General features: G+C 32.1%; 20 protein-coding genes and 1 tRNA gene. 8 read left to right on the top strand and 13 right to left on the bottom strand.

Going from position 1 to position 22,474, the window contains the following annotated elements:
- Nucleotides 1-2: 2 nt before the first annotated feature.
- The 3 genes from frr (at nucleotide 3) to BUC03_RS09060 (ending at nucleotide 5,567) form a co-directional block, all read left to right on the top strand.
- On the top strand, nucleotides 3-557 hold the full coding sequence (gene frr / locus BUC03_RS09070; protein ID WP_073150684.1) for a ribosome recycling factor: 555 nt from the start codon (nucleotides 3-5) through the stop codon (nucleotides 555-557).
- A gap of 86 nt (nucleotides 558-643) precedes the next feature.
- A complete protein-coding gene (locus tag BUC03_RS09065; RefSeq protein WP_073150681.1) occupies nucleotides 644-3,091 on the top strand; it encodes a DUF5686 family protein in 2,448 nt (815 codons plus the stop codon).
- A 61-nt stretch (nucleotides 3,092-3,152) separates the two neighbouring features.
- Nucleotides 3,153-5,567, top strand: coding sequence for an efflux RND transporter permease subunit (locus BUC03_RS09060; RefSeq protein WP_073150679.1), 2,415 nt, complete (start codon nucleotides 3,153-3,155; stop codon nucleotides 5,565-5,567).
- A 28-nt stretch (nucleotides 5,568-5,595) separates the two neighbouring features.
- Here BUC03_RS09060 and BUC03_RS09055 read toward each other — a convergent pair whose 3' ends face one another.
- On the bottom strand, nucleotides 5,596-6,141 hold the full coding sequence (locus BUC03_RS09055; protein WP_073150676.1) for a hypothetical protein: 546 nt from the start codon (nucleotides 6,139-6,141) through the stop codon (nucleotides 5,596-5,598).
- A 9-nt stretch (nucleotides 6,142-6,150) separates the two neighbouring features.
- A complete protein-coding gene (locus BUC03_RS09050; RefSeq protein WP_073150673.1) occupies nucleotides 6,151-6,699 on the bottom strand; it encodes a hypothetical protein in 549 nt (182 codons plus the stop codon).
- Between the two features lie 135 nt (nucleotides 6,700-6,834).
- Between BUC03_RS09050 and asnS the strand changes: the two genes are divergently transcribed.
- From asnS to BUC03_RS09030, 4 genes are all read left to right on the top strand, one after another.
- Nucleotides 6,835-8,277 carry an asparagine--tRNA ligase gene (gene asnS, locus BUC03_RS09045; RefSeq protein WP_073150670.1) on the top strand — a complete coding sequence of 481 codons (1,443 nt, stop codon included), beginning with the start codon at nucleotides 6,835-6,837 and terminating at the stop codon, nucleotides 8,275-8,277.
- 79 nt (nucleotides 8,278-8,356) lie between these two features.
- Nucleotides 8,357-9,205 (top strand): RluA family pseudouridine synthase, encoded by an 849-nt coding sequence (locus tag BUC03_RS09040; RefSeq protein ID WP_073150667.1) that lies wholly within the window; start codon nucleotides 8,357-8,359, stop codon nucleotides 9,203-9,205.
- Nucleotides 9,206-9,305: 100 nt separating this feature from the next.
- The gene (rpoN, locus tag BUC03_RS09035; protein WP_073150664.1) at nucleotides 9,306-10,763 is read left to right on the top strand and encodes an RNA polymerase factor sigma-54; all 1,458 of its coding nucleotides are present in this window, start codon (nucleotides 9,306-9,308) and stop codon (nucleotides 10,761-10,763) included.
- Nucleotides 10,764-11,378, top strand: a complete 615-nt coding sequence (locus BUC03_RS09030) for a hypothetical protein (protein ID WP_073150661.1) — start codon at nucleotides 10,764-10,766, stop codon at nucleotides 11,376-11,378.
- Here the strand turns inward: BUC03_RS09030 and BUC03_RS09025 are convergent.
- The 8 genes from BUC03_RS09025 to BUC03_RS08990 all read right to left on the bottom strand — a co-directional run bounded on the left by BUC03_RS09025 (nucleotide 11,373) and on the right by BUC03_RS08990 (nucleotide 16,619).
- Nucleotides 11,373-12,098 carry a porin family protein gene (locus BUC03_RS09025; RefSeq protein WP_073150658.1) on the bottom strand — a complete coding sequence of 242 codons (726 nt, stop codon included), beginning with the start codon at nucleotides 12,096-12,098 and terminating at the stop codon, nucleotides 11,373-11,375. The genes BUC03_RS09030 and BUC03_RS09025 overlap by 6 nt on opposite strands.
- A gap of 86 nt (nucleotides 12,099-12,184) precedes the next feature.
- On the bottom strand, nucleotides 12,185-12,667 hold the full coding sequence (locus BUC03_RS09020) for an ExbD/TolR family protein (protein WP_073150656.1): 483 nt from the start codon (nucleotides 12,665-12,667) through the stop codon (nucleotides 12,185-12,187).
- A gap of 22 nt (nucleotides 12,668-12,689) precedes the next feature.
- Complete coding sequence (locus tag BUC03_RS09015) at nucleotides 12,690-13,292, bottom strand: ExbD/TolR family protein (protein ID WP_073150653.1); 603 nt, start codon at nucleotides 13,290-13,292, stop codon at nucleotides 12,690-12,692.
- A 6-nt stretch (nucleotides 13,293-13,298) separates the two neighbouring features.
- Complete coding sequence (locus BUC03_RS09010; RefSeq protein WP_073150650.1) at nucleotides 13,299-13,736, bottom strand: hypothetical protein; 438 nt, start codon at nucleotides 13,734-13,736, stop codon at nucleotides 13,299-13,301.
- A gap of 19 nt (nucleotides 13,737-13,755) precedes the next feature.
- A complete protein-coding gene (locus BUC03_RS09005; RefSeq protein WP_073150648.1) occupies nucleotides 13,756-14,550 on the bottom strand; it encodes a MotA/TolQ/ExbB proton channel family protein in 795 nt (264 codons plus the stop codon).
- 75 nt (nucleotides 14,551-14,625) lie between these two features.
- A tRNA-Ser gene (locus BUC03_RS09000) sits at nucleotides 14,626-14,713 on the bottom strand.
- 95 nt (nucleotides 14,714-14,808) lie between these two features.
- The gene (locus BUC03_RS08995) at nucleotides 14,809-15,840 is read right to left on the bottom strand and encodes an asparaginase (RefSeq protein ID WP_073150645.1); all 1,032 of its coding nucleotides are present in this window, start codon (nucleotides 15,838-15,840) and stop codon (nucleotides 14,809-14,811) included.
- 8 nt (nucleotides 15,841-15,848) lie between these two features.
- Entirely contained in the window at nucleotides 15,849-16,619 is a 771-nt protein-coding gene (locus tag BUC03_RS08990; RefSeq protein WP_073150642.1) for a TatD family hydrolase, read from the bottom strand.
- A gap of 121 nt (nucleotides 16,620-16,740) precedes the next feature.
- On the opposite strand from BUC03_RS08990, the gene BUC03_RS08985 reads away from it, so the two are divergent.
- Complete coding sequence (locus BUC03_RS08985; protein WP_073150639.1) at nucleotides 16,741-17,178, top strand: retropepsin-like aspartic protease; 438 nt, start codon at nucleotides 16,741-16,743, stop codon at nucleotides 17,176-17,178.
- Between the two features lie 91 nt (nucleotides 17,179-17,269).
- Here BUC03_RS08985 and odhB read toward each other — a convergent pair whose 3' ends face one another.
- From odhB to BUC03_RS08970, 3 genes are all read right to left on the bottom strand, one after another.
- Nucleotides 17,270-18,496, bottom strand: a complete 1,227-nt coding sequence (odhB, locus tag BUC03_RS08980; protein ID WP_073150636.1) for a 2-oxoglutarate dehydrogenase complex dihydrolipoyllysine-residue succinyltransferase — start codon at nucleotides 18,494-18,496, stop codon at nucleotides 17,270-17,272.
- A gap of 33 nt (nucleotides 18,497-18,529) precedes the next feature.
- Entirely contained in the window at nucleotides 18,530-21,316 is a 2,787-nt protein-coding gene (locus BUC03_RS08975; RefSeq protein ID WP_073150633.1) for a 2-oxoglutarate dehydrogenase E1 component, read from the bottom strand.
- 157 nt (nucleotides 21,317-21,473) lie between these two features.
- Complete coding sequence (locus BUC03_RS08970) at nucleotides 21,474-22,448, bottom strand: polyprenyl synthetase family protein (RefSeq protein WP_073150631.1); 975 nt, start codon at nucleotides 22,446-22,448, stop codon at nucleotides 21,474-21,476.
- Nucleotides 22,449-22,474 lie beyond the last annotated feature (26 nt).

Genomic DNA, 22,474 nt, shown 5'->3' with positions numbered 1-22,474 from the left:
TTATGGATGAAGAAATTAATTTTATTATAGATTCTGCTGAAGAATCCATGCAAAAAGCAATTGCTCACTTAGAAAAAGAATTTGTAAAAATTAGAGCTGGTAAAGCAAGCCCAAGTATGGTAGGTAGTGTCTTGGTAGATTATTACGGGTCTAAAACTCCACTTAACCAAGTTGGTAATGTAAACACACCAGACGCAAGAACCATATCTATTCAGCCATTTGAAAAGTCTTTAATTCAAGAAATTGAAAAAGCAATACAAGTTGCTAACTTAGGGTTTAATCCTATGAATAATGGAGAAAGCGTAATTATTAACGTACCACCATTAACAGAAGAACGCCGTAGAGAACTTGCAAAACAAGCAAAAGCAGAAGCAGAAGACGCTAAAGTTGGTGTTAGAAACGATAGAAAATCTGCAAATAACGATATTAAAAAATCTGACGTTTCTGATGATGAAAAGAAAAATGCAGAAGTTGATATCCAAAAATTAACAGATAAATATATTGCTAAAATTGATGAAGTTTTAGCTAATAAAGAAAAAGAGATTATGACGGTATAATACGTTGTAATTATTAAATTTTAATTAAAGCGACAATCATTGTCGCTTTTTTTCATTTTCTTAGTCTTTAAATTAAAATTCCCCATATGGCTAAAGCCTTTCATGGTTTTTTTGCATCTATTCTTTTGTGTGTTTGCTTTAACTCTGCAAATGCTCAACAATTAATTACCGGAAAAGTTAAAGATAAACTGAACGGAGGTGGGTTACCTTTTGCATACATTAAATTACAACCTTCTCAGCAAAAATTTCTTACTAAAATAGACGGAACATTTAATTTTAAAATTACAGATAGCACCACAAGCTTTTTAGTAGAATACAATGGTTATGCATCAGAAAAGATAAAAATTTCTGGAGCAGATTTTTACCAAGTTAACCTAAGCCCTTTTCCAAACCAATTAGATGAAGTATTTATTACTTCAGAAAAAAATAAAGCAAATACAATAATAAGCAAAACCCTAACTCATAAAAGTCAAAATAATCCGAAAGAAAAATTCAACTCCTATCAATACAGCACTTATAACAAATTTGTTATTGATAATGAACAAAATGAATTAAACTTAACTGTAGACTCAACTTATAGACTTATAAAAACTGTTTTAGAAGAAGGCAGAAATTATTTGGCAGAAAAAAGTAGTGTTATAGAATACAAAAAAGGAAATGGTGAAAAAGAAACAATTTTTGCCACAAGAACTGCTGGTTTTAAAGAGCCCGTATATGAGCTGCTAGCAACAAGAGTACAATCTAATAGTTGGTACGAAAAATATTATGTGATTTTTGGTTCAGAATACAGCTCACCACTCTCTAACAAAGCTCTTAAAAATTACGATTATAAAATTCTAGACACTACAGAAGGTAAACGTCCTGCATATGTAGTACTTTTTAAGCCTAAAAAAAATAGCAATCTAGCAAGTTTAGAAGGGGTGCTTCATATAGACACTTTAAATTATGGCATACAAAAGGCTATAGGGAATTTAAAAGGAAAAGCAGATTTAGAGGTTATTCAAGATTTTTCTTACTTCGCTAAAGAGAATATTTGGTTCCCAAAAAAAAACACCATTACTATAAAACCAGGTTCTATAGGCAGAGATATATCTATTTTTGGCGGCAATATAGATATTGGTAGACTCCCAGAAAAAGACAAAGAAGGAGAACAATTATATTTAAAATCTGTTTCAACTTATCAAGATATTTTATTTAATCAATCTGTAACTGTAGAAAAAAACAGTAGTACAGTGGTATTATTACCAGATGCTATAAAAACTTCTGATACGTTATGGAAAAACCTAAGAACCATCCCCTTCACAAGTCGTGACCAACATACTTTTAAAAAAATAGACAGCATTATAACCAAAGAAAACATTAATAGAAAAATTAATGTTATACAACATTTTAATAACGGTTACTTTCCGGTTGGTTTTTTTGATTTTGATTTAAGAACTCTTGTAAAGTACAATCAATATGAAGGGATAAGATTAGGTCTTGGAGGGGTAACTAACGAGAAACTTTCTTCTAATTTTAGATTACAAGGTTACGGCGTATATGGTTTTAAAGACAGCGCTTTTAAATACAGCATTGGCGGTGGAGTTTCTTTAAACAAAAAAACAGGAACTTGGCTAAATGCTATTTACACAGACGATATTGCAGAGGTAGGAAGCTTCCATTACCTTACAGATGCTAGGGTTTATTCTTTATTTGAGCCAAGATTGGTAAACATTAGTTATTATTATAAGTATAAAAAAACACAAATAAGCCTTCAACATAGATTTACCTCTAAGTTATTAAGTGAATTTCAAATATCAAAAAATGAGGTTTCGCAAACAAAAGGTTATCTATATCAACACGATAAAAAACTTTATAGCCAATATAACATTACAGAGGCTACCGCTTCATTTAGATGGTCACCGTTTAGCGACTATTTAAAATCTGACGACAGAAACATTGAAATAAAAAAAGGATACCCACAAATCACCTTTCAAGCTACTCAAGCAATAGATAATGTAATAGACAGTGATTTTAATTTCACTAAAGTTGGTGCTAAAATTAACTACACTCACGAGCGTTTAAACCAAACTAGCACACAAGTTATATTAGAAGGTAATTATGGGTTTGGTGACATCCCGTTAACGCATAGTTTTCACGCATACCCAAACAACCCCGAAAAAGATAAAATCATGCAACGTTTCTCTGTAGCAGGAAGAAGAACGTTTGAGACTATGTACTTTAGTGAGTTTTTTAGCGATAGGTTAGCCAATTTACAAGTAAAACATTTTTTTAGAAGATGGGAAATAGGTAAATATTCAAATCCGCAATTAGTATTAATTACTCGCCATGCTATTGGAGACATGACCAATAAAGCAAACCATTACGGAATTAATTTTAACACACTAGAACACGGTTACTCAGAATCTGGTTTTGAGATAAACAATATAATCACTGGTTTTGGATTAAACTTTGCATATAGATACGGCGCATACCATTTACCAGATTTAGAAGATAACATTGCCTTTAAGTTTACGTTTTATTTTAAGCTTTAATTTACTTTTTCAATAGTTTATTAATAAGCATTTTATACCTTTGCCCCCGTAATTTTTTGATATGTCTAAAATTTTCAGTTTCGGATTCTGGAATACTATTGCAGGTATTATACTAAGAAACCGAACAGTTATTCTGGTTCTTATAGCTTGTATCACCGTATTTCTTGGTACACAATGGAAAAATATGCGCTTCTCTTTTACAGAAGCCAATTTACTACCGGATCACCACGAGGTGAACCAAGAGTATCAAAAATTTTTAGATAGGTTTGGAGAAGAAGGAAATGTACTTCTAGTAGCTACCAACGACCCTACTCTATTTACTCCAGAAAAATTTAATGCTTGGAATCAATTAGCAGAAAAGTTAGATTCTTTTCCAGAAGTAGAATTTACTATTGGAGTTGGTAAACTTAAAAAACTTCAAAAATTTGATAACCCCCCAAGATTTGAGTTAGTAGATCTTGTAAAAGAAGAAAAACTAAACCAGCAACAAGTAAGCAACTATAAAAAAGAATTATTTGACAGCTTGCCTTTTTATGAAGGTTTAGTGTACAGTAAAAAATCTAACACAGTACAAACGGCTGTTTATATTAAAAAAGACATTGTAAACTCTAAGCAACGAAAGATTTTTATTTTAGAAGAAATAGATCCGTTACTTAAACAGTTTGAAAAAGATAACAATTTAGAGTTGCACGTATCTGGTATGCCATATATCAGAACATTAAATTCTCAAAATATTGTAGATGAAATTGGTCTTTTTGTAGGGGGAGCTCTACTAGTAACCTCTTTAATATTCTTCTTCTTTTTTAGATCATTTAGAGCCACACTAATATCTATGTTCACCGTAATTATTGGGGTAATGTGGTCTTTTGGTTTTTTAGGATTAATGAATTATGAGATCACTGTATTAACAGCAATTATACCTCCGTTAATTATTGTAATTGGTATCCCTAACTGTATATTTCTTATTAATAAATACCAGCAAGAAATAAAAAATCACGGTAATCAAGCCAAATCTTTACAACGAGTTATTACTAAAGTTGGTAATGCTACTTTAATGACTAACGTTACTACAGCCTCTGGTTTTGCTACTTTTATTATTACAGAAAGTACCTTACTAAAAGAATTTGGTGTGGTTGCCTCTGTAAATATTTTAGCAATATTTGTACTAAGTTTACTTATTATTCCAATTATCTACAGCTACATGCCTAGACCTAAAGAAAAGCATTTACGCCATTTAGGTAAAACTTGGATTGAAGGCTTTGTAGATTGGATACAACGTACCGTAAAACACCGTAGAATTACTATTTACATTTGCTCTGTAATTTTATTAGCTACCAGTATTATTGGTATCTATCAAATTAAAGTTTCTGGTAGTCTGTTAGAAGATATGCCACAAGACGCAGAGTTTTTTAAAGATATTGAATTTTTTGAAGACGAGTTTGATGGTATCATGCCGCTAGAAATTTTAATAAACACCAATAGAAAAAAAGGAGTGCTTAAACTTTCTACGTTGAAGAAAATGCAACGATTAGAAGATTTATTACTAGATGCTCCAGAACTTTCTCAACCAGTTTCTGTAGTAGATTTAGTAAAATACTCTAAGCAGGCATATTATAACGGTAATCCGAAATATTACCAATTACCAACCTCACAAGAGCAAAACTTTATATTTCCATATCTTAAAAATTTATCAGACGGCACAAGCGATCAGCTAAATGCTTATGTAGATTCTACAGGGCAATATGCACGCATGACGGTTTTTATGAAAGATGTAGGAACCGAAGAAATGGAAAGAATTGAAGCTAATTTATGGCCAAAAATTCACGAAATTTTCCCAGAAGACCGTTATGAAGTAACCATGACAGGTAAAGCTTTAGTTTTTCAGAAAGGAACCAATTACTTGGTACAAAACTTAGTAATGTCTCTTACACTTGCCATAGTACTAATTGCTATTTTTATGGCCTGGATGTTCCGTTCTTTTAGAATGATTTTAATCTCTCTTGTACCAAACTTACTACCACTACTAATTACTGCTGGTATGATGGGCTTTTTAGGCATACCTATTAAACCTTCTACTATTTTAGTATTTAGTATTGCCTTTGGTATTTCTGTAGATGATACCATTCATTTTCTAGCAAAATATAGACAAGTACTTAAAACAAATAACTGGAAGATTAAAAAATCTGTATATCCAGCTTTGAGAGAAACTACGGTAAGTATGTTCTATACTTCTATTGTTTTGTTTTTCGGTTTCTCAGTATTCATGATTAGTAGTTTTGGAGGAACCAAAGCTTTAGGTGGTTTAGTTTCTGCCACTTTACTATTTGCAATGCTTTCTAACTTACTTTTATTACCATCGCTACTACTATCATTAGAAAGAAATATTGCAAACAAGAAAACGCTAAAAGAACCGCATTTACAAATTTTAGCAGACGGTGAAGATTTAGAAGAAGAAAATAAAGAAACCGACAACTAGAATTGTTGTCGGTTTTATATTTAGACTATTACTCTTTCAAATAATAATTTTGGATAATCACGAAAAAATTATCTATCACTCCTGAAGCTTGAAGTGTTTCAAGACCTTGAATTTGTTTTTCATAATCAATAAAATCTTTAAATTGATTGGAATAAATTAAGACTGCCGTAACTTGATCTTCTAAAAATGAAAATTCAGCTTTAGTTTCAATATTTTTAAAGATCATTCCTTCAAATAAATTATACCCTCTAAAAGATTTACTGATTTTATCTTTTGTAATTTGATCTAAATCGCAACTTAGTGAGCTATCATTATTATCTTCTAATTCTTTGCATCCAACCGAGTTGTACTTTTTAACAAAAAATAGAATAGAATTTAAAGTCTCATCCTCATCCCCTTTATAATTATCTGGCCGTTTGGATTCTTCAGCAATAAAATAAAATTTATCTTCGGTTAGTTTTAACTCTTCGATAATAGCTTTTTCTTCCACACTGTTTTCGTGAATTTTTGGAGCTTGAGCATTACACACCAAAGAAAAACTAAACAATACAAATAAAATGTAGATTTTTTTCATGCTTTTTTTTTAAAAACTTTCGACAATATCATCAACGCCTTTAATATCATTCTTCCCTTCTAAGGTTAGAATAATAAAAGATATACCCTCCTTTTTTTCTAATTGTTTTAGCTTTTTTACATAATCTCCTAACATTGGAGCAAAGTCTTTTTTATAAAACAATACAGCAATAATTTCTTGACCATCATCTTCAAAAATATCTTTAGTTATTAAATTTTTATAAATTAAATTCTCAAATTGATTAGGTGAGCTCAAATTTTCTAAAACTACCTTTTTTGTAATATCTGAGATTCCACAAGTATTTTGAATAATTGTAAAGTTTGCAGATTTATCACCATTAACAAATGTTAATAAGCTAAAACCATTTTTTAAGTATTTATCACCTACGCTACCTGTACCTTCAGCTAAATAATAAATTTTACCTTTATCAACATTTAACTCTCCAGAAACTTTTTCTGCATACGCAGAAGCTGTTAGTTTATTTTGTGCTAAAATATTACTCAAGTTAAATATGGTAAACATTAATGCTATTACTACTGTAAATTGTTTTTTAAACATTGTTTTTGGTTTTAAATATCATATAAAATAATAAAAATAACAAGCAGAACCAAAATGAAATTTATATAAATTAAAACAAGCTCTTGCCAAGCATTTGCAGAAAAAGTATCTTTGCCTTTTAAACGAAAAACAAAGATGAAACACACAAAAATTGCTGAATTATTAAAAAGCGACCAATTTTCACAAGAGTTTACTGCAAAAGGTTGGGTTCGCGCCTTTAGAAGTAATCGTTTTATAGCTTTAAATGATGGTTCTACCATTAATAATTTACAATGTGTTTTAGATTTTGAAAATACACCAGAAGAGGTTTTAAAAGAAATAAACATTGGCGCTGCAGTTGCCATTACAGGAATTTTAAAAGAAAGCGAAGGAAAAGGGCAACGTGTAGAAATTGAAGTTAACACCATAGAAATTCTGGGTAAAGCAGACCCAGAAGAGGTAAAAAAGACTATTCTTTCTCCAAAACGCCACACACTAGAAAAATTACGTGAGCAAGCACACTTGCGTGTGAGAACAAATACTTTTAGCGCAGTTATGCGTTTACGCTCTCAACTTTCTTTTGCTGTGCACCAATACTTTAACCAAAATGGTTTTAACTACGTAAACACACCAATTATTACGGGTAGTGATGCAGAAGGAGCAGGAGAAATGTTTAAAGTCACTAATTTTGATTTAAACAATCCGCCTAAAAATGAAGATGGTTCTATTAATTATAAAGAAGATTTCTTCGGAAAAGAGTCTAACTTAACTGTAAGCGGACAGTTAGAAGGAGAAACTTACGCTTTAGGACTTGGACAAATTTATACTTTCGGACCTACCTTTAGAGCGGAAAACTCTAACACTTCTCGTCACCTTGCAGAATTTTGGATGATTGAGCCAGAAGTTGCTTTTTGTGATTTAGAAGGTAATATGGATTTGGCAGAAGATTTTATTAAATATGTTTTAAACCACGTGTTACAAAACTGTGATGATGATTTAGCCTTCTTAGAAAACAGAGTAATTCAAGAAGATAAATCAAAACCACAAGCAGAGCGTGCGCCAATGGCTTTACGTGATAAACTTCGTTTTATTGTAGACAACAATTTTAAACGTGTTAGCTATACAGAAGCTATAGATATTTTAAAGAACTCTAAGCCTAATAAAAAGAAAAAATTTAATTACATAATTGAAGAGTGGGGTGCAGATTTACAAAGTGAACACGAACGTTATTTAGTTGAAAAACACTTTAACTGCCCAGTAATTTTATTTGATTATCCAGCAGATATTAAAGCGTTTTATATGCGTTTAAATGAAGATGGTAAAACCGTTAGAGCAATGGATATTCTTTTCCCTGGAATTGGAGAGATTGTTGGAGGTTCACAAAGAGAAGAACGTTTAGATGTTTTACAAGATAAAATGAAAGAACTTGGTGTAGACGAAAAAGAATTGTGGTGGTATTTAGACACTAGAAGATTTGGAACTTGTGTACACAGTGGCTTTGGTTTAGGTTTTGAGCGTTTAGTATTATTTGCTACAGGAATGACAAATATACGTGACGTAATCCCTTACCCTAGAACACCAAAAAATGCTGAATTTTAATTTTTCAATAAAGTTATATTTATAAATTACAAAACCTCACAAGTTTTCAAAGACTGTGAGGTTTTTTATTTTTATTTCCATGAAAATTATAGAAAAACATATAGTTCCCAGCATTAAAGAACCAATAAGGCTACAAGAATATGCAGCTACCATCTTTAAAACCTTAGCCTCCCGTAGCGGATTAAAAAAAGCTGTGAAAAAACAACGTATTCTACTTAATGGAAAACCAGCGAATACTGGAGATTGGATAGAAGAAGGACAGATATTAGAATTACTACAAGAAAACCTTCCGAAGAAAAAAATTTTTACACTCCCATTAGAAGTTATTTTTGAAGATGACTATTTAGCGGTAATTAATAAACCTGCTGGTTACCCAACTAACGGAAACTATTTTAAAACCATTGAAAATGCGCTTCCGCACAACTTAAAAAATTCAACCCAAGAAGATACTCTCTCTTACCCCATTCCGGTACATAGGTTAGATAACCCAACTAGCGGACTTTTAATTATTGCTAAAACCAAAAGCACTCAAATCTTTTTAAACAGAGCTTTTGAAGAGAAAGAAATTGAAAAATCATACCTAGCAATTATATCTGGTGAACTTGTAAATGAAGGGGTTTTTACAGATGCTATTGAAGATAAAAAAGCAGAAACTAAATTTAAGTTACTTCAAAAAATAGTAAAAAATGAAAAACAATATTCCCTAGTTCAACTTTACCCAACTACAGGTAGAACACACCAAATAAGAATACATTTAAGTAAAAATGGTTATCCTATAATTGGAGATGAAATGTATGGTTCTACAGAAAAATTTAGAGGAATTTATCTTACCGCTTTTTCTTTAAAATTTACTCACCCTATCACTCTAGAAAATTTAGAATTCGCTACTAATTATCCAAAAAAATTCAAGAAATTTATAGAAAGTTAAAGCTTTTCACCATAAATTATATTTTATGAAGCTTAACAAAATTTTGGTAACAACTGTCGTGCCAATTTTGTTATTTTTGTAAGAAGCAATCTAATTATCTATGCTAAAGCAACAGTTAAATTTTAAACTTTCTCAAAAGTTATCTCCGCAGCAAATTCAACTAATGAAGTTGATACAACTGCCTACGCAAGCTTTTGAGCAACGAGTAAAGCAAGAATTAGAAGATAATCCTGCTTTAGATAATGGTAAAGAAAAATCGGAAGAATACGATTTTGAAGATGAATTTAAAAATGACGTACAAGAAAATGACTCTGATGTAATTGAAACTGAAATTAATGTAGATGAATATTTGAGTGATGATGAAGTGCCAAGTTACCGTTTACAAGCCAATAATTACAGTAAAGATGATGATGAGAAAACTGTACCTTATGCATCTGGCACATCTTTCTCTCAACATTTAAAAACACAATTGCAAACTTTTAGACTCAAAGATAACGAGTATGATATTGCAGAATTTTTGGTTGGTAGCGTAGACGAGAGTGGTTATATAAGAAGAGACACTCCAGATATTGTAGATGATTTAGCTTTTACTCAAAACGTATACACAGACGAAGAAACGGTTGAAAAAGTTTTTAAAATAGTACATCAACTAGATCCTGCTGGCGTTGGCGCTAGAAATTTACAAGAGTGTTTACTAATACAATTAAAAAGAAAAAATGCTAGTACAAATGTTGAACTAGCAATAGAAATTTTAGAAAAAGCTTTTGATCAGTTTACTAAGAAGCACTATAAAAAATTACTTGCAAAATTTGACATAACAGAAGATCAGTTGAGAGATGCTATTGATCAAATAGAGCATTTAAATCCGAAACCAGGAGGCTCTTATGCTGGTAATTTAAGACCTGTAGAACATGTGACTCCAGATTTTACTATAAAAATTAAAGACGGAGAGTTAGAATTATCTCTTAATGGAAGAAATGCACCACAAATGCATGTTTCTAGAGAGTATAATAATATGCTTAAAGGTTATAAAGAGACGAAAAAGAAAACCAAAGAGCAGAAAGATGCAGTAATGTTTATAAAACAAAAACTAGATTCTGCAAAATGGTTTATAGAGGCTATTAGACAACGCCAAGAAACTCTTTTTGTTACAATGAGTGCTATTATGCATCACCAAGAAAAGTATTTTTTGAGTGGAGATGAGCGAGATTTAAAACCAATGATATTAAAAGATATTGCAGAAGAAATAGATATGGATGTTTCTACTGTATCTCGTGTAGCAAATAGTAAATATGTAGATACGCCATACGGCACTAAATTAATTAAAGAATTCTTTTCTGAATCTATGAAAAATGATCAAGGAGAAGATGTATCTACTCGTGAAATAAAGAAAATTTTAGAAATCACCGTTGGAGAAGAAGACAAAAGAAAACCTCTAACCGACGATAAACTTTCTAAAATACTTAAAGATAAAGGCTACCCAATTGCAAGAAGAACAATTGCAAAATATAGAGAGCAATTAGATATACCTGTAGCTCGTTTACGTAAAGAAATTTAAATGAAGTGGTTTATTAAAAGTGCATCTTATATTTTTCATCCGTTATGGATGCCTTTTATAGGGACTCTTGCCTATTTTCAAATAACTCCAAGATTTTTACCTGCTTCTATTATTAGTGCTAAACTATTAGCAGTTGCTATACTTACTATCTTTATCCCTGTAGTATTCTATTATTTATTAAAAAACCTTGGTCTTGCCAATACCATACAGCTAAGCAATGTTAAAGAAAGAAGATTGCCCATGGTTTTTTTCTGCTTAGTAATACTTACAGTATTAAATTTTATATTAATAGGGGAAGAGTTTAGAACGTTATACTATTATTTTTCAGCAATTTTATATACATCTATCATTGCTTTACTATTGGTTATATTTAAATACAAAGTAAGCTTACATTTAATAGGTATAGCAGGCTTAGCATCATTTATAACCTGTTTAAGCATCATATACAGTACAAATTTAACTTATATAATAGCTTTTTTAGTATTTAGTATAGGATGGACAGCCTCTTCTAGAATTCAAGAAAAAGCACATTCTACACACGAGTTAATAGTAGGTTTACTAATAGGAGCTTTTCCGCAATTAATTATATTGGTAACTAACCATTTTACATTATAAAATATAAAAGGTAAGTCCCATTTTTAACGGATTTAAACCTATATCGTAATTATTATCTGTCGTTTTAGCATCAAACAGAGGGTTTAAACTATAGTAAAAATGAAAATTAAAGGTATTATAACCAAAAGTAAACATCACCCCATAGCGCCATTTATTTAAACCGTCAAGATCTTTTACGGTAACATTACCACCATCTCCCTCATAAGTAGATTTAAAACCATATAAATAGCTAGCTTTTACCCCGGCATAAATTCTCCAAAATTTGTAATCTGTTGGTGTACTATTTCTCCATCTAAACTCTAAAGGAAACTCAACAAGGTAGGTAGAAAATTTATTTTTACTATAATCTACATCGTCATCATCTAACTCGTAATACTCGGTAACTCCATTATTATCTGTAATTTGTAGGTTTTGATTATAAGTATTTGCAGACCAACCAACACCTGCAGCAATAGCTAATGTTCTAGGTTTATTTATAGGCATGTCTCTAAGATAACCTAATTGTAAACCACCAGAAAAGTCTGATTGACTAATACCAGAAGGTTGATTAAGCAATAAATTTAAGGTAAGACCAAAATAAAATTGATCTTCTCTATACAAACTATCTATTTTGGTTTCCCCTACAACAATAGAATCTACTTTTGGTTCTATTTCTTGCTGAGCAAATAAAGAGAAATTACCAAATATGGTTACAGCAGCTATAAAGAGAAATCGTTTCATTAATAAAAGGTAATCAAAAAAGGATTATAAATAAAAAACATCCAACGTAATGTTGGATGTTTTTATATGCTAACAACAAGTAATTATTATTGCATGTTTTGAGCAGCATCACCTTTTTTGGTGGTATAATTTATACGATATGCTTCTGCTCTTCTTAATTCATATTTAATGTCTGAAACTAACCCCATGTTAGTTTCTCCATCAATTTTTAATGAAGTAGTTAACTTATTTTTAAGCTCTTCACGTTTAGATTCTCTTTCTTCAATAATAAATTGCTTGATATCACTAACATCTGCAAATTTATCATTTAATTGAACCCTAGCTTCTGTTCCATATTGTCTTTGGTAACGTTCACTTGGTTTCCCTGCGTAAACATACATTACCAAATCTTTCTTTTGAAGTTTTTCAACTTGATCTGCGAAAGGAAGTTCGTTTTTAATCATTAACGTATTCTCACGCATAACAGTAGCCACCATAAAGAAGAATAAAAGCATGAATACAATATCTGGCAGTGATGCCGTTGAAATTGCTGGTAACTCTCCACCTTTTTTCTTTTTAAATTTAGACATAATTAATCTGTATTAGTCTTAGTTAATTATTTTCTTTAGGTTCTGCTTCTGAAAGTTTCATTGGGAACATATCTCTAATAACGCCAATTTTATCTTCTAATTGATCTTTATTGCCATTATATTGAGCATCGTTAAAATCTGCTTCCATTTCTGTAAAACTCATTCCAAATAACCTGTTTGCTTCTCTATTTCTTAAGAAATTATAAGCTGCAACTAATTCATTTTGTATTGCTATATATGTAGAGTAATCTGTTTCTCTAGTATGTTGCAATGAAATTACTGCTTTAGTTGGGTTATCTGAAGAAGCGGCATCTCCTTTACCTTGACAATAGTCACAACCTTGACCTCCATTATCTAAAAAGTCTATAGCAGCTTGACGTAAATCACCAAGTTCCATTTCTCTCTCTTCTACCAAAAGATCATTTTGTTGGTTAATTAAAACCTGAAAAATGTTCTTTTTCTTTAATGGTGGGGGATCTTGTGGTTCTTCTTGAATTGGCGGCAATTTTCTATTAAGACCTGCATCGGTCTCAATAGTAGTTGTTACCAAGAAGAAGATTAACAGCAAGAATGCGATGTCTGCCATCGACCCTGCATTAACTTCTGGTGCACTTCTTTTTGCCATAATAAATTACTTTCCTAATTTTTTAACTCCTGAAAAAGCCATTGCTCCAATAGCCACTGCTGCTAAAATATAAAATACTATTAAACCAGCACCAACCCATTGTGAAGCTCCAGCAGAAAGCATTTCGCCATCTGTCATTTCAGTCTCTACTCCATCAGCAAGAATGTAACCTAGCAATACAATTACTGCAAATACACCTACAGAAATTAATGTTTTTTTGATGTTACCGTTTATTAAGTCTTTTACTACAGAAACTCCTACCAAAACAATAATAGCTGCAATAACAAAATAAGATAACCACATTAATGGTTCTAGCACACTTCCTTGAAGGTCTGCTGATGTCTCTAAAGCATCATCACCAGTAATAACCACTCTTGCTAAAAGCACAAGACCAATTACACCAATCACCAATGCTAAATATTTTAAAACTTTATGTAAAGTCATAATTATTTATTGGTTTAAATTACTTTCTTCTTTTGTAGTCTACTAAGATATCAATTAAAGTAATTGATGCATCTTCCATATCGTTAACGATACTATCTATTTTAGCGATAATATAGTTATAAAAAATTTGAAGAATAATAGCTACAATAAGACCAAATACTGTTGTTAAAAGAGCTACTTTAATACCTCCTGCTACAAGTGATGGTTGCATATCTCCCGCTGCTTGAATTTTATCAAACGCTTCAATCATACCAATTACAGTACCCATGAAACCAAGCATCGGTGCTAAAGCGATAAATAAAGAAACCCAAGATACGTTTTTCTCTAATTGTCCCATTTGTACACCTCCGTAAGCAACTACTGCTTTCTCTGCAGCTTCTAAGCTCTCATCTGCTCTATCTAAACCTTGGTAGTAAATAGAAGCAACAGGCCCTTTTGTATCTCTACAAACTTCTTTTGCTGCATCAACTCCACCGCTATTTAAAGCATCTTCTACTCTTTGTGCTAATTTTTTAGAATTAGTTGTAGATAAATTTAAGAAAATAATACGTTCTATAGCAATTGCTAATCCTAAGATTAAACATAAAAGTACAATCCCCATAAATGCAGGACCCCCTTCTATAAAACGTCTTTTTAATTCTTGATGAAAACTTACGTTTTCTTCTGTAGCCTCTGCAGGTGCAGCTTCTTCATCCTCTTGGATGATAAAACTTGTTGCTGAAGCGAAATTGTTTACACTATTAGTCGCTTTAGCATTAAGGCCACTGAAGACCATAATTGTAGCGATTACCAGAATAGAAAATAATCTTTTCATTACTTGTTGTCTTAATTTAATTAGTTAAAGGGTTAAATATATAAAAATTATTACTCATTAAAAATCTTAATTTAGCAGAGAGGAAGGGATTCGAACCCTCGATACGCTTTTGACGTATACACACTTTCCAGGCGTGCGCCTTCGACCACTCGGCCACCTCTCTCTCTACTTGAAACGCTAAACTTCAATTATTCCTTTTTTATAAGGGGTGGCAAATAACAAAAAAAAATAATCCCATTCAAGCGTCTAACGTTAATTTTATGACATTTCTCCTCTTAACGAGGTCTCAAATATAGTTTTGAACACTTTTGGCGAAAGATTTTTAGGTAGTAAATACATTAATTTTGCTACCGCAGCTTCTGTAGTTATATCTCCGCCAGATATTACTCCTATTGACTTTAGCTCTGTACTAGTCTCGTAATGACCCATAACGACACTACCTCCAACACACTGCGTAACATTAATAACGTGCACTCCTGCTTTTATTGTTTTTTTAACAATATTTGTAAACCAAGGCTCATTACAAGCATTACCACTACCATAAGTTTCTAAAATTACTGCCTTTATGGTCTCTAGAGACAGTAAATGAGCTAAAGTTTTTTCATTTATTCCAGGAAAAAGCTTCACAATTACAATATTATTATCTAATTGTTTATGTACAAAGAACTTTTTTTTACCTAAAACTCTTTTTAAAGAATGTTCATCTACCTGCAATTCTACTCCAGATTCTGCTAATGGAGGGTAATTTGGAGAATTGAATGCTTGAAAATGAGTTGCACTTACTTTAGATGATCTATTAGCTCGATAAAGTTTATACTCAAAATACAGACCAACTTCTCTAATCACCTGTTTTCCATTCTTTTTTAATCCCGCTAACTGAATAGAAGTTATTAAATTTTCTTTTGCATCTGTTCTTAAATCACCAATTGGTAATTGAGAACCTGTAAAAATTACTGGCTTATTTAAATTTTCAAACATAAAACTTAATGCAGAAGAAGAATACGCCATCGTATCACTCCCATGCAATACTACAAAACCATCATAAGCATTATAATTGCTCTCGATAATCTCTGCTATCATCACATAATACTCCGGATTCATGTTAGAAGAGTCTATTGGCTCTTTAAAACTTACAGTTTCAATCTCGTGCTCTAACAGTTTTAATTCTGGAATATTTTGCAGTAATTCATCAAAATTAAATGCTTTTAAGGCTCCAGTCTCAAAATCTTTAATCATACCAATAGTACCTCCGGTATAAATCAATAGAATTTTAGAATTACTGTTAGTCATATTATATATTATTTTAAATTGAAAATCTTTAGCGCATTTTGGGTAGTTACTTGCGCTAACTCTTCTTCAGAAATTTGATACACTTCTGCCATTTTCTCTGCCACATTCACCACATAAGCACTTTCGTTTCTTTTACCGCGGAATGGCGTAGGTGCTAAATAAGGAGCATCTGTCTCTAAAACTATATGCTCTAGCGCTATTTCATGCAAAAACTGATCAATTTTTCCGTTTTTAAAAGTTACTACACCACCAATACCTAGCTTCATGTTATATGAAATTGCTTTCTTGGCTTGTTCTAAATTTCCTGTAAAACAATGAAAAATTCCGAATAAACCTTCTCCTTTTTCTTCTTCTAAAATAGCAAAAACCTCATCAAAAGCATTTCTGCAATGAATTACAATAGGTAAATTATACTTTTTAGCTAACTTAATTTGCCTTCTAAACGCATCTTGCTGAATTGCTAAAGTAGACTGCTCCCAATATAAATCTATCCCAATTTCTCCAATAGCATAAAATTTTCGTTTCGCTAATTCTTCTTCTACATGCTTCAATTCTTCTTCATAATTTTCTTTAACAGAAGTTGGATGAAGCCCCATCATTAAATACATACGGCCTGGAAATGCTTTTTCTAAATCGTACATAGCCTGCGTAGTCTCTGAATCTATGGCAGGAATATAAAATTTATCTACTCCGCTTTCTATTGCTCTATTCACAACATCTTGCCTATCTTCAGCAAAAGCATCACTATATAAATGAGTATGCGTGTCTATTAACTTCATTAAAATCAATTATTATTTTACCAAAATGCTTACAGTTCAATTTTTGCAAAAATCAAAATAAAGCTTTTCGTTTGGCAAAACTAATTTAAATTCTTCGTCTATCTTTGCTGAAAAAAGAAGAATGTCAAGCTTACGAAGATTTTTAACAGAAAAAGGCTACCAACGTACTAAATTAAAGACTACCGCAACTAACCATTTAGAGCTAGTAGCTAGTATAAATAATATTGAAGGGAATTTTATTTTAGACACTGGCGCATCTAGTAGCTGTATTGGTAGAGAAATGGTAGAATATTTTGATTTGTTTGCAGAAGATAGTGATGTAAAAGCTGCTGGTGCTGGGGCAACAAATATGCTTACCCAAGTTTCTACTAAAAACACCGTAGCAATTAACAATTGGAAAAAAAAGAAAATTGACTTAGTGGTTTTTGATTTAAGTCACGTAAACCAAGCATTAACCGACCATAAAGCAGAAAAAGTTCATGGAATTATTGGTGCAGATATTTTAAAGAAAGGAAAAGCGGTAATAGATTATAAAACAAAAACGCTTTATTTAAAGTGAAGCACATTACTTGAAAGTAAGCTTAAATAAAAAGAATTAAAAAGCCTTGATTCTTCAATCAAGGCTTTTTAATAGAAATACGGTTTATTTATTACAGCTCTAAAGCTCTTTTTACATTGCCATCCATTAATAATTCTTCTGGATTTTCTAAGGCTTCTTTTATTGCTACCAAGAAACCAACTGACTCTTTACCATCAATAATTCTATGATCGTAAGAAAGTGCTAAGTACATCATTGGTCTAATTTCTACCTTCCCATCTACAGCTACCGGACGCTCAATAATATTGTGCATACCTAAGATACCACTTTGTGGTGGGTTGATAATTGGTGTAGAAAGCATAGAGCCAAAAACACCTCCGTTAGAAATAGTAAAAGTACCACCTGTCATTTCATCTACCGTGATTTTACCATCTCTAGCTCTTAATGCTAAACGTTTAACTTCAGACTCTACTCCTCTAAAAGTTAAGTTTTCTACATTTCTCATTACAGGTACCATTAAACCTTTAGGTCCAGATACTGCAATACTAATATCTTTATAATCGTAGGTAATCATTTCTTTACCATCAATCATACTATTTACTGCAGGGTACATATCTAATGCACGCACTACCGCAAGTGTAAAGAAAGACATAAAACCTAAACCAACTCCGTGTTTAGTTTTAAAGTCTTCTTTGTATTGTTTTCTTAAATTAAAGATAGCTGACATATCTGCCTCGTTAAAGGTAGTTAACATCGCTGTCTCATTTTTAGCACTCACTAAACGCTCTGCTACTTTACGACGAAGCATAGACATTTTTTTGCGAGACTCACTACGTGTACCGTTACCTGGAGTTCCCATAGATGGTTTTGCGTTTACCGCATCATCTTGAGTAATTCTTCCATTTTTACCACTACCCTGCACATCTTTAGCGTCAATTCCTTTTTCAGCTAAAGTTTTCTTTGCTGCTGGAGAAGGAGTTCCTGTAGCGTAATTTTTATCATCTTGTTTTTGCTCTGGAGTAGAAGGTTTTGAAGGCTCTTCAGTTTTAGCTTCCGGCTTACTTTCTTCTTTCTTTTCAGATTCTCCCCCACTTGGTTTTGCAGCATCTGTATCTATTAAACACACTACTTCACCCACTTGCACAGCATCACCTTCTTCTGCTTTAAGAGTAATTACTCCACTTGCCTCTGCAGGTAATTCTAGTGTTGCTTTATCACTATCTACTTCTGCTATTGCTTGATCTTTTTCTACAAAGTCTCCATCTTCAACAAGCCATTGTGCTATTTCAACTTCTGTAATTGATTCCCCTGGTGAAGGGACTTTCATTTCTAAAGCCATAATTTAAATTATTTCGGTATCGTATTTCTTGAATTAGTCGTTTATTGTTTTATCGAAAACACTATCTATTACTCTCTCGTGTCTTCTTTTAAATCTTACAGAGCTACCTGCTGCAGGAGCACCATAAAATCTTCTGCTACAAACTCTAAAGTTTTTAGCTTCATCTAAATGTAATAAGAAATGGCCGTAAGCCCCCATATTTCTTGGTTCTTCTTGCGCCCAAACTAAATCGTCTACATTTGTGTATTTATTGATAATTTCTGATATTCTGCTTGTAGGGATTGGGAACAATTGCTCCACTCTCACTAATGCAACATCGTTTCTCTCTTCTTTTTCTTTTCTTTCTAATAAATCATAATAGAATTTACCAGTACAAAATACTAAAGTTTTTATATTCTTAACTTCTGCAGTTACATCGTCAAGTACTGTTTGAAAACTTCCTTCTGCTAATTCTTCTTTTGTTGAAACAACTTTTGGATGTCTTAGCAAACTTTTTGGAGTAAACACAATAAGTGGCTTTCTAAATCCTAATTTTACTTGTCTTCTTATTAAATGAAACAGGTTAGCCGGCGTAGTAACATCTGCTACGTACATGTTATCTTTTGCACAAAGCTGAAGGTATCTTTCCATTCTAGCAGATGAGTGCTCTGCCCCTTGACCCTCGTAACCGTGTGGTAAAAACATTACTAAACCGTTTTGTAATTTCCACTTATCTTCTGCTGCAGAAATGTACTGATCTAGCATAATTTGCGCTCCGTTACTAAAATCTCCAAATTGTGCTTCCCAAATGGTTAACGTTTTTGGGTTAGCCATAGCATAACCATAATCAAAACCAACTACTCCATATTCTGAAAGTAAAGAATTATAGATATAGAAATGCCCTTGCTCTTCTGCAATTTGATTGTGAAGAACTACTTCTTCTTCACTTTCTTCTACCTTTAAAACTGCGTGACGGTGAGAAAAAGTACCTCTTTCTACATCTTGACCCGTCATTCTTACATTATGCCCTTCTTTTAACAAGGTACCGTATGCTAAAAGCTCTGCCATACCCCAATCTAGCTTATTGCTCTCAAAATACATTTTATTTCTTGCACCAATAAGTCTAGTTATTTTTCTTAAGAACTTTTTATCTTCTGGTAAGTTTGTGATTTTTTCTGCTACTAAAGTAAGTTCTTCTAAATCCACTTTAGTATCTACAGGCTCCATCATATCGCTCTCTGTACCGTAAGTAAAACCTTCCCACTCGTCTTGCATTATCGGAGTGATCTCGGTAGTTTCTTCTTTACGAGAGCTTTCTAAACTTTCCTCTAAATTATCTTTGTATTCTTTTTCTAATTTTGCTACAAAATCTTTGTCGATAACCCCTTCCTTTATAAGCTTTTCTGCATAAATATCTCTTGGGTTGTCGTGCTTTGCAATAGCTTTATATAATTTTGGCTGTGTAAAACGTGGCTCATCACCTTCGTTGTGCCCATATTTTCTATAACCTAATAAGTCTATAAACACATCTCTACCAAACTCCATTCTAAAATCTAAAGCAAAAAGCATAGCATGCACTACAGCTTCTGCATCGTCTGCATTTACGTGCAGCACAGGAGACAAAGTAACTTTAGCTACATCTGTACAGTAAGTAGAAGATCTTGCATCTAAATAATTAGTTGTAAAACCTATTTGGTTATTTATTACAATATGTATAGTACCTTCTGTTCTATACCCTTCTAATTGGGACATTTGAACAGTTTCATAAACTACACCTTGACCAGCAATTGCAGCATCACCATGCACAACGATAGGAAGTACATTTTTAGGTGAACCTAAATAGTGACCATCTTGCTTAGCACGTGCAATACCCTCTACAACAGGACCTACAGTCTCTAAGTGCGAAGGGTTTGGTGCTATATTTAAATTAATTTCTTTGCCACTATCTGTTGTTCTACAAGACGTCCAACCTAAGTGGTACTTCACATCTCCGTCAAACACTTCTTGCTCGTAATCTTTACCATCAAATTCACTAAAAATATCTTTAGCACTTTTACCAAAAATATTTGTAAGTGTACTTAAACGACCACGGTGAGCCATCCCCATTACAAACTCTTTCACTCCTTTTTCTGCAGCTGCTTCAATCAAAGCATCTAGAGCAGGAATAAAACTTTCTCCTCCTTCTAAAGAAAAACGTTTTTGACCAACGTATTTTGTATGTAAAAAACCTTCAAAAGAAACAGCTTCATTCAATTTTTTCAGAATCTGTTTTTTCTTCTCGTTAGAAAACTTCGGATGATTTTCATTTACGTTTAAATGATTTTGAATCCACTGAATTTCTTCAGGTTTTCTTATGTACATATACTCAACACCTATAGACTCACAATAGATATTCTTTAAATGCTGAATAATATTTTTAAGAGAAGTTGTACCAATACCAAGAATTTCTCCTGCAGAAAATTCTGTATCTAAATCTGCTTGACTTAAACCAAAGTTTTCTACTTCTAAAGTAGGCTCGTACTTTCTTCTTTCTCTTACTGGGTTTGTTCTTGTAAATAAATGACCTCTAACTCTATAGCCGTCTATCAACTGAACTACCTGAAACTCTTTTAAAACGTTATCGGGAATATTTACAACTGTGCCATTTGCTGGCTCTAAAATAGTATTGTTTTGTGTTGAAGTTTCTTCATGCTCAACAACGCTACTGCCTTTACCAAAATCAAAACCTTGAAAAAATGCTCTCCAACTTGGCTCTACACTATCAGGAAACTGTAGATATTGATCGTAAAGTTCTGCAAAATATGCGGTATTTGCCGCATTAAGAAATGAAAATTGATCCATAAATAGGAATATACAATTATGTTTTTAAAACATTACCAAAAATACAATTTTTACGAGATATAGCCTCTAATAAATTATAAATTTCTGTTATAACATAGATATTTTTGCTTATAGCTCTCTAGTAAGTCAGAAATTAATAAAATTATTTCTTAATCAATTAAGTGGTTCTAACTAATAAAACCTCTCCTAAATCTTTTAATAATTGCTTTTGTTCTTCTTTAATTTCTAAATCGTTTAGCACCGCAAACGCTTTGTCTGTATACCTTGCTATTTCTTGCTGTGTCACCTCTGCCGCTCCACTTGTTTCAAACAAATGCTTTACAGTTTCTATTTTCTGCGTGGTATTTGTAGGCAAAATAGTATACAAATGTCTTAATTGGTCTGCATCTTCTGCAGAAGATTTTTCTAATGCTTTTAGATAAAGATATGTTTTTTTATTTTCAATAATATCTCCCCCAACTTGTTTACCAAAAGTTTCTGGGTCTCCAAACACATCTAAATAATCATCTTGTAACTGAAAAGCAACACCTATTAATCTACCATACTCATAAATTTGTTTTCTAATTTCTTTTGGTGCATTTGCTACAATTGCTCCCATCTCTAAAGCAGCACCAACCAAAACAGCAGTTTTATACTCAATCATTTTAAGATAATCATCAATTGTGACATCTTCTCTAGTTTCAAAATCTATATCATACTGCTGCCCTTCACAAACTTCTATAGCTGTTTTACTAAATAGTTTTGCCAACTCTTTAAACTGCTCTCCTTCGTAGTTCTCAAATAATTGATATGCTTTAATTAACATAGCATCTCCAGATAATATACCTGTATTTACATCCCATTTTTCATGAACTGTCATTTTCCCTCTTCTTAAAGGAGCATCGTCCATTATATCATCATGAACCAAAGAGAAATTATGAAACACCTCAACCGCTAAAGCAGCATCTAATGCTTTTTTATAAGATACACCTAAAGCTTCTGCAGAAATTAATACTAATACAGGTCTTAATCTTTTTCCTCCTAACTTTAAGATATAAGATATCGGCTCATAAAGGTTAACGGGTTCTTTTTTATATAAATTACTCTCTAGGTAGTTTAAAAACTCTTCTCTATAAAAAGAAAGGTCACTCATAGCTTAAAATTTTCAGCTAAAATACC

Source organism: Mesonia phycicola (assembly GCF_900141885.1).
Taxonomy (GTDB): domain Bacteria; phylum Bacteroidota; class Bacteroidia; order Flavobacteriales; family Flavobacteriaceae; genus Mesonia; species Mesonia phycicola.
The sequence above is the reverse complement of the archived record's forward strand: the minus strand, read 5'-3'. Positions and strand labels throughout refer to the sequence as shown.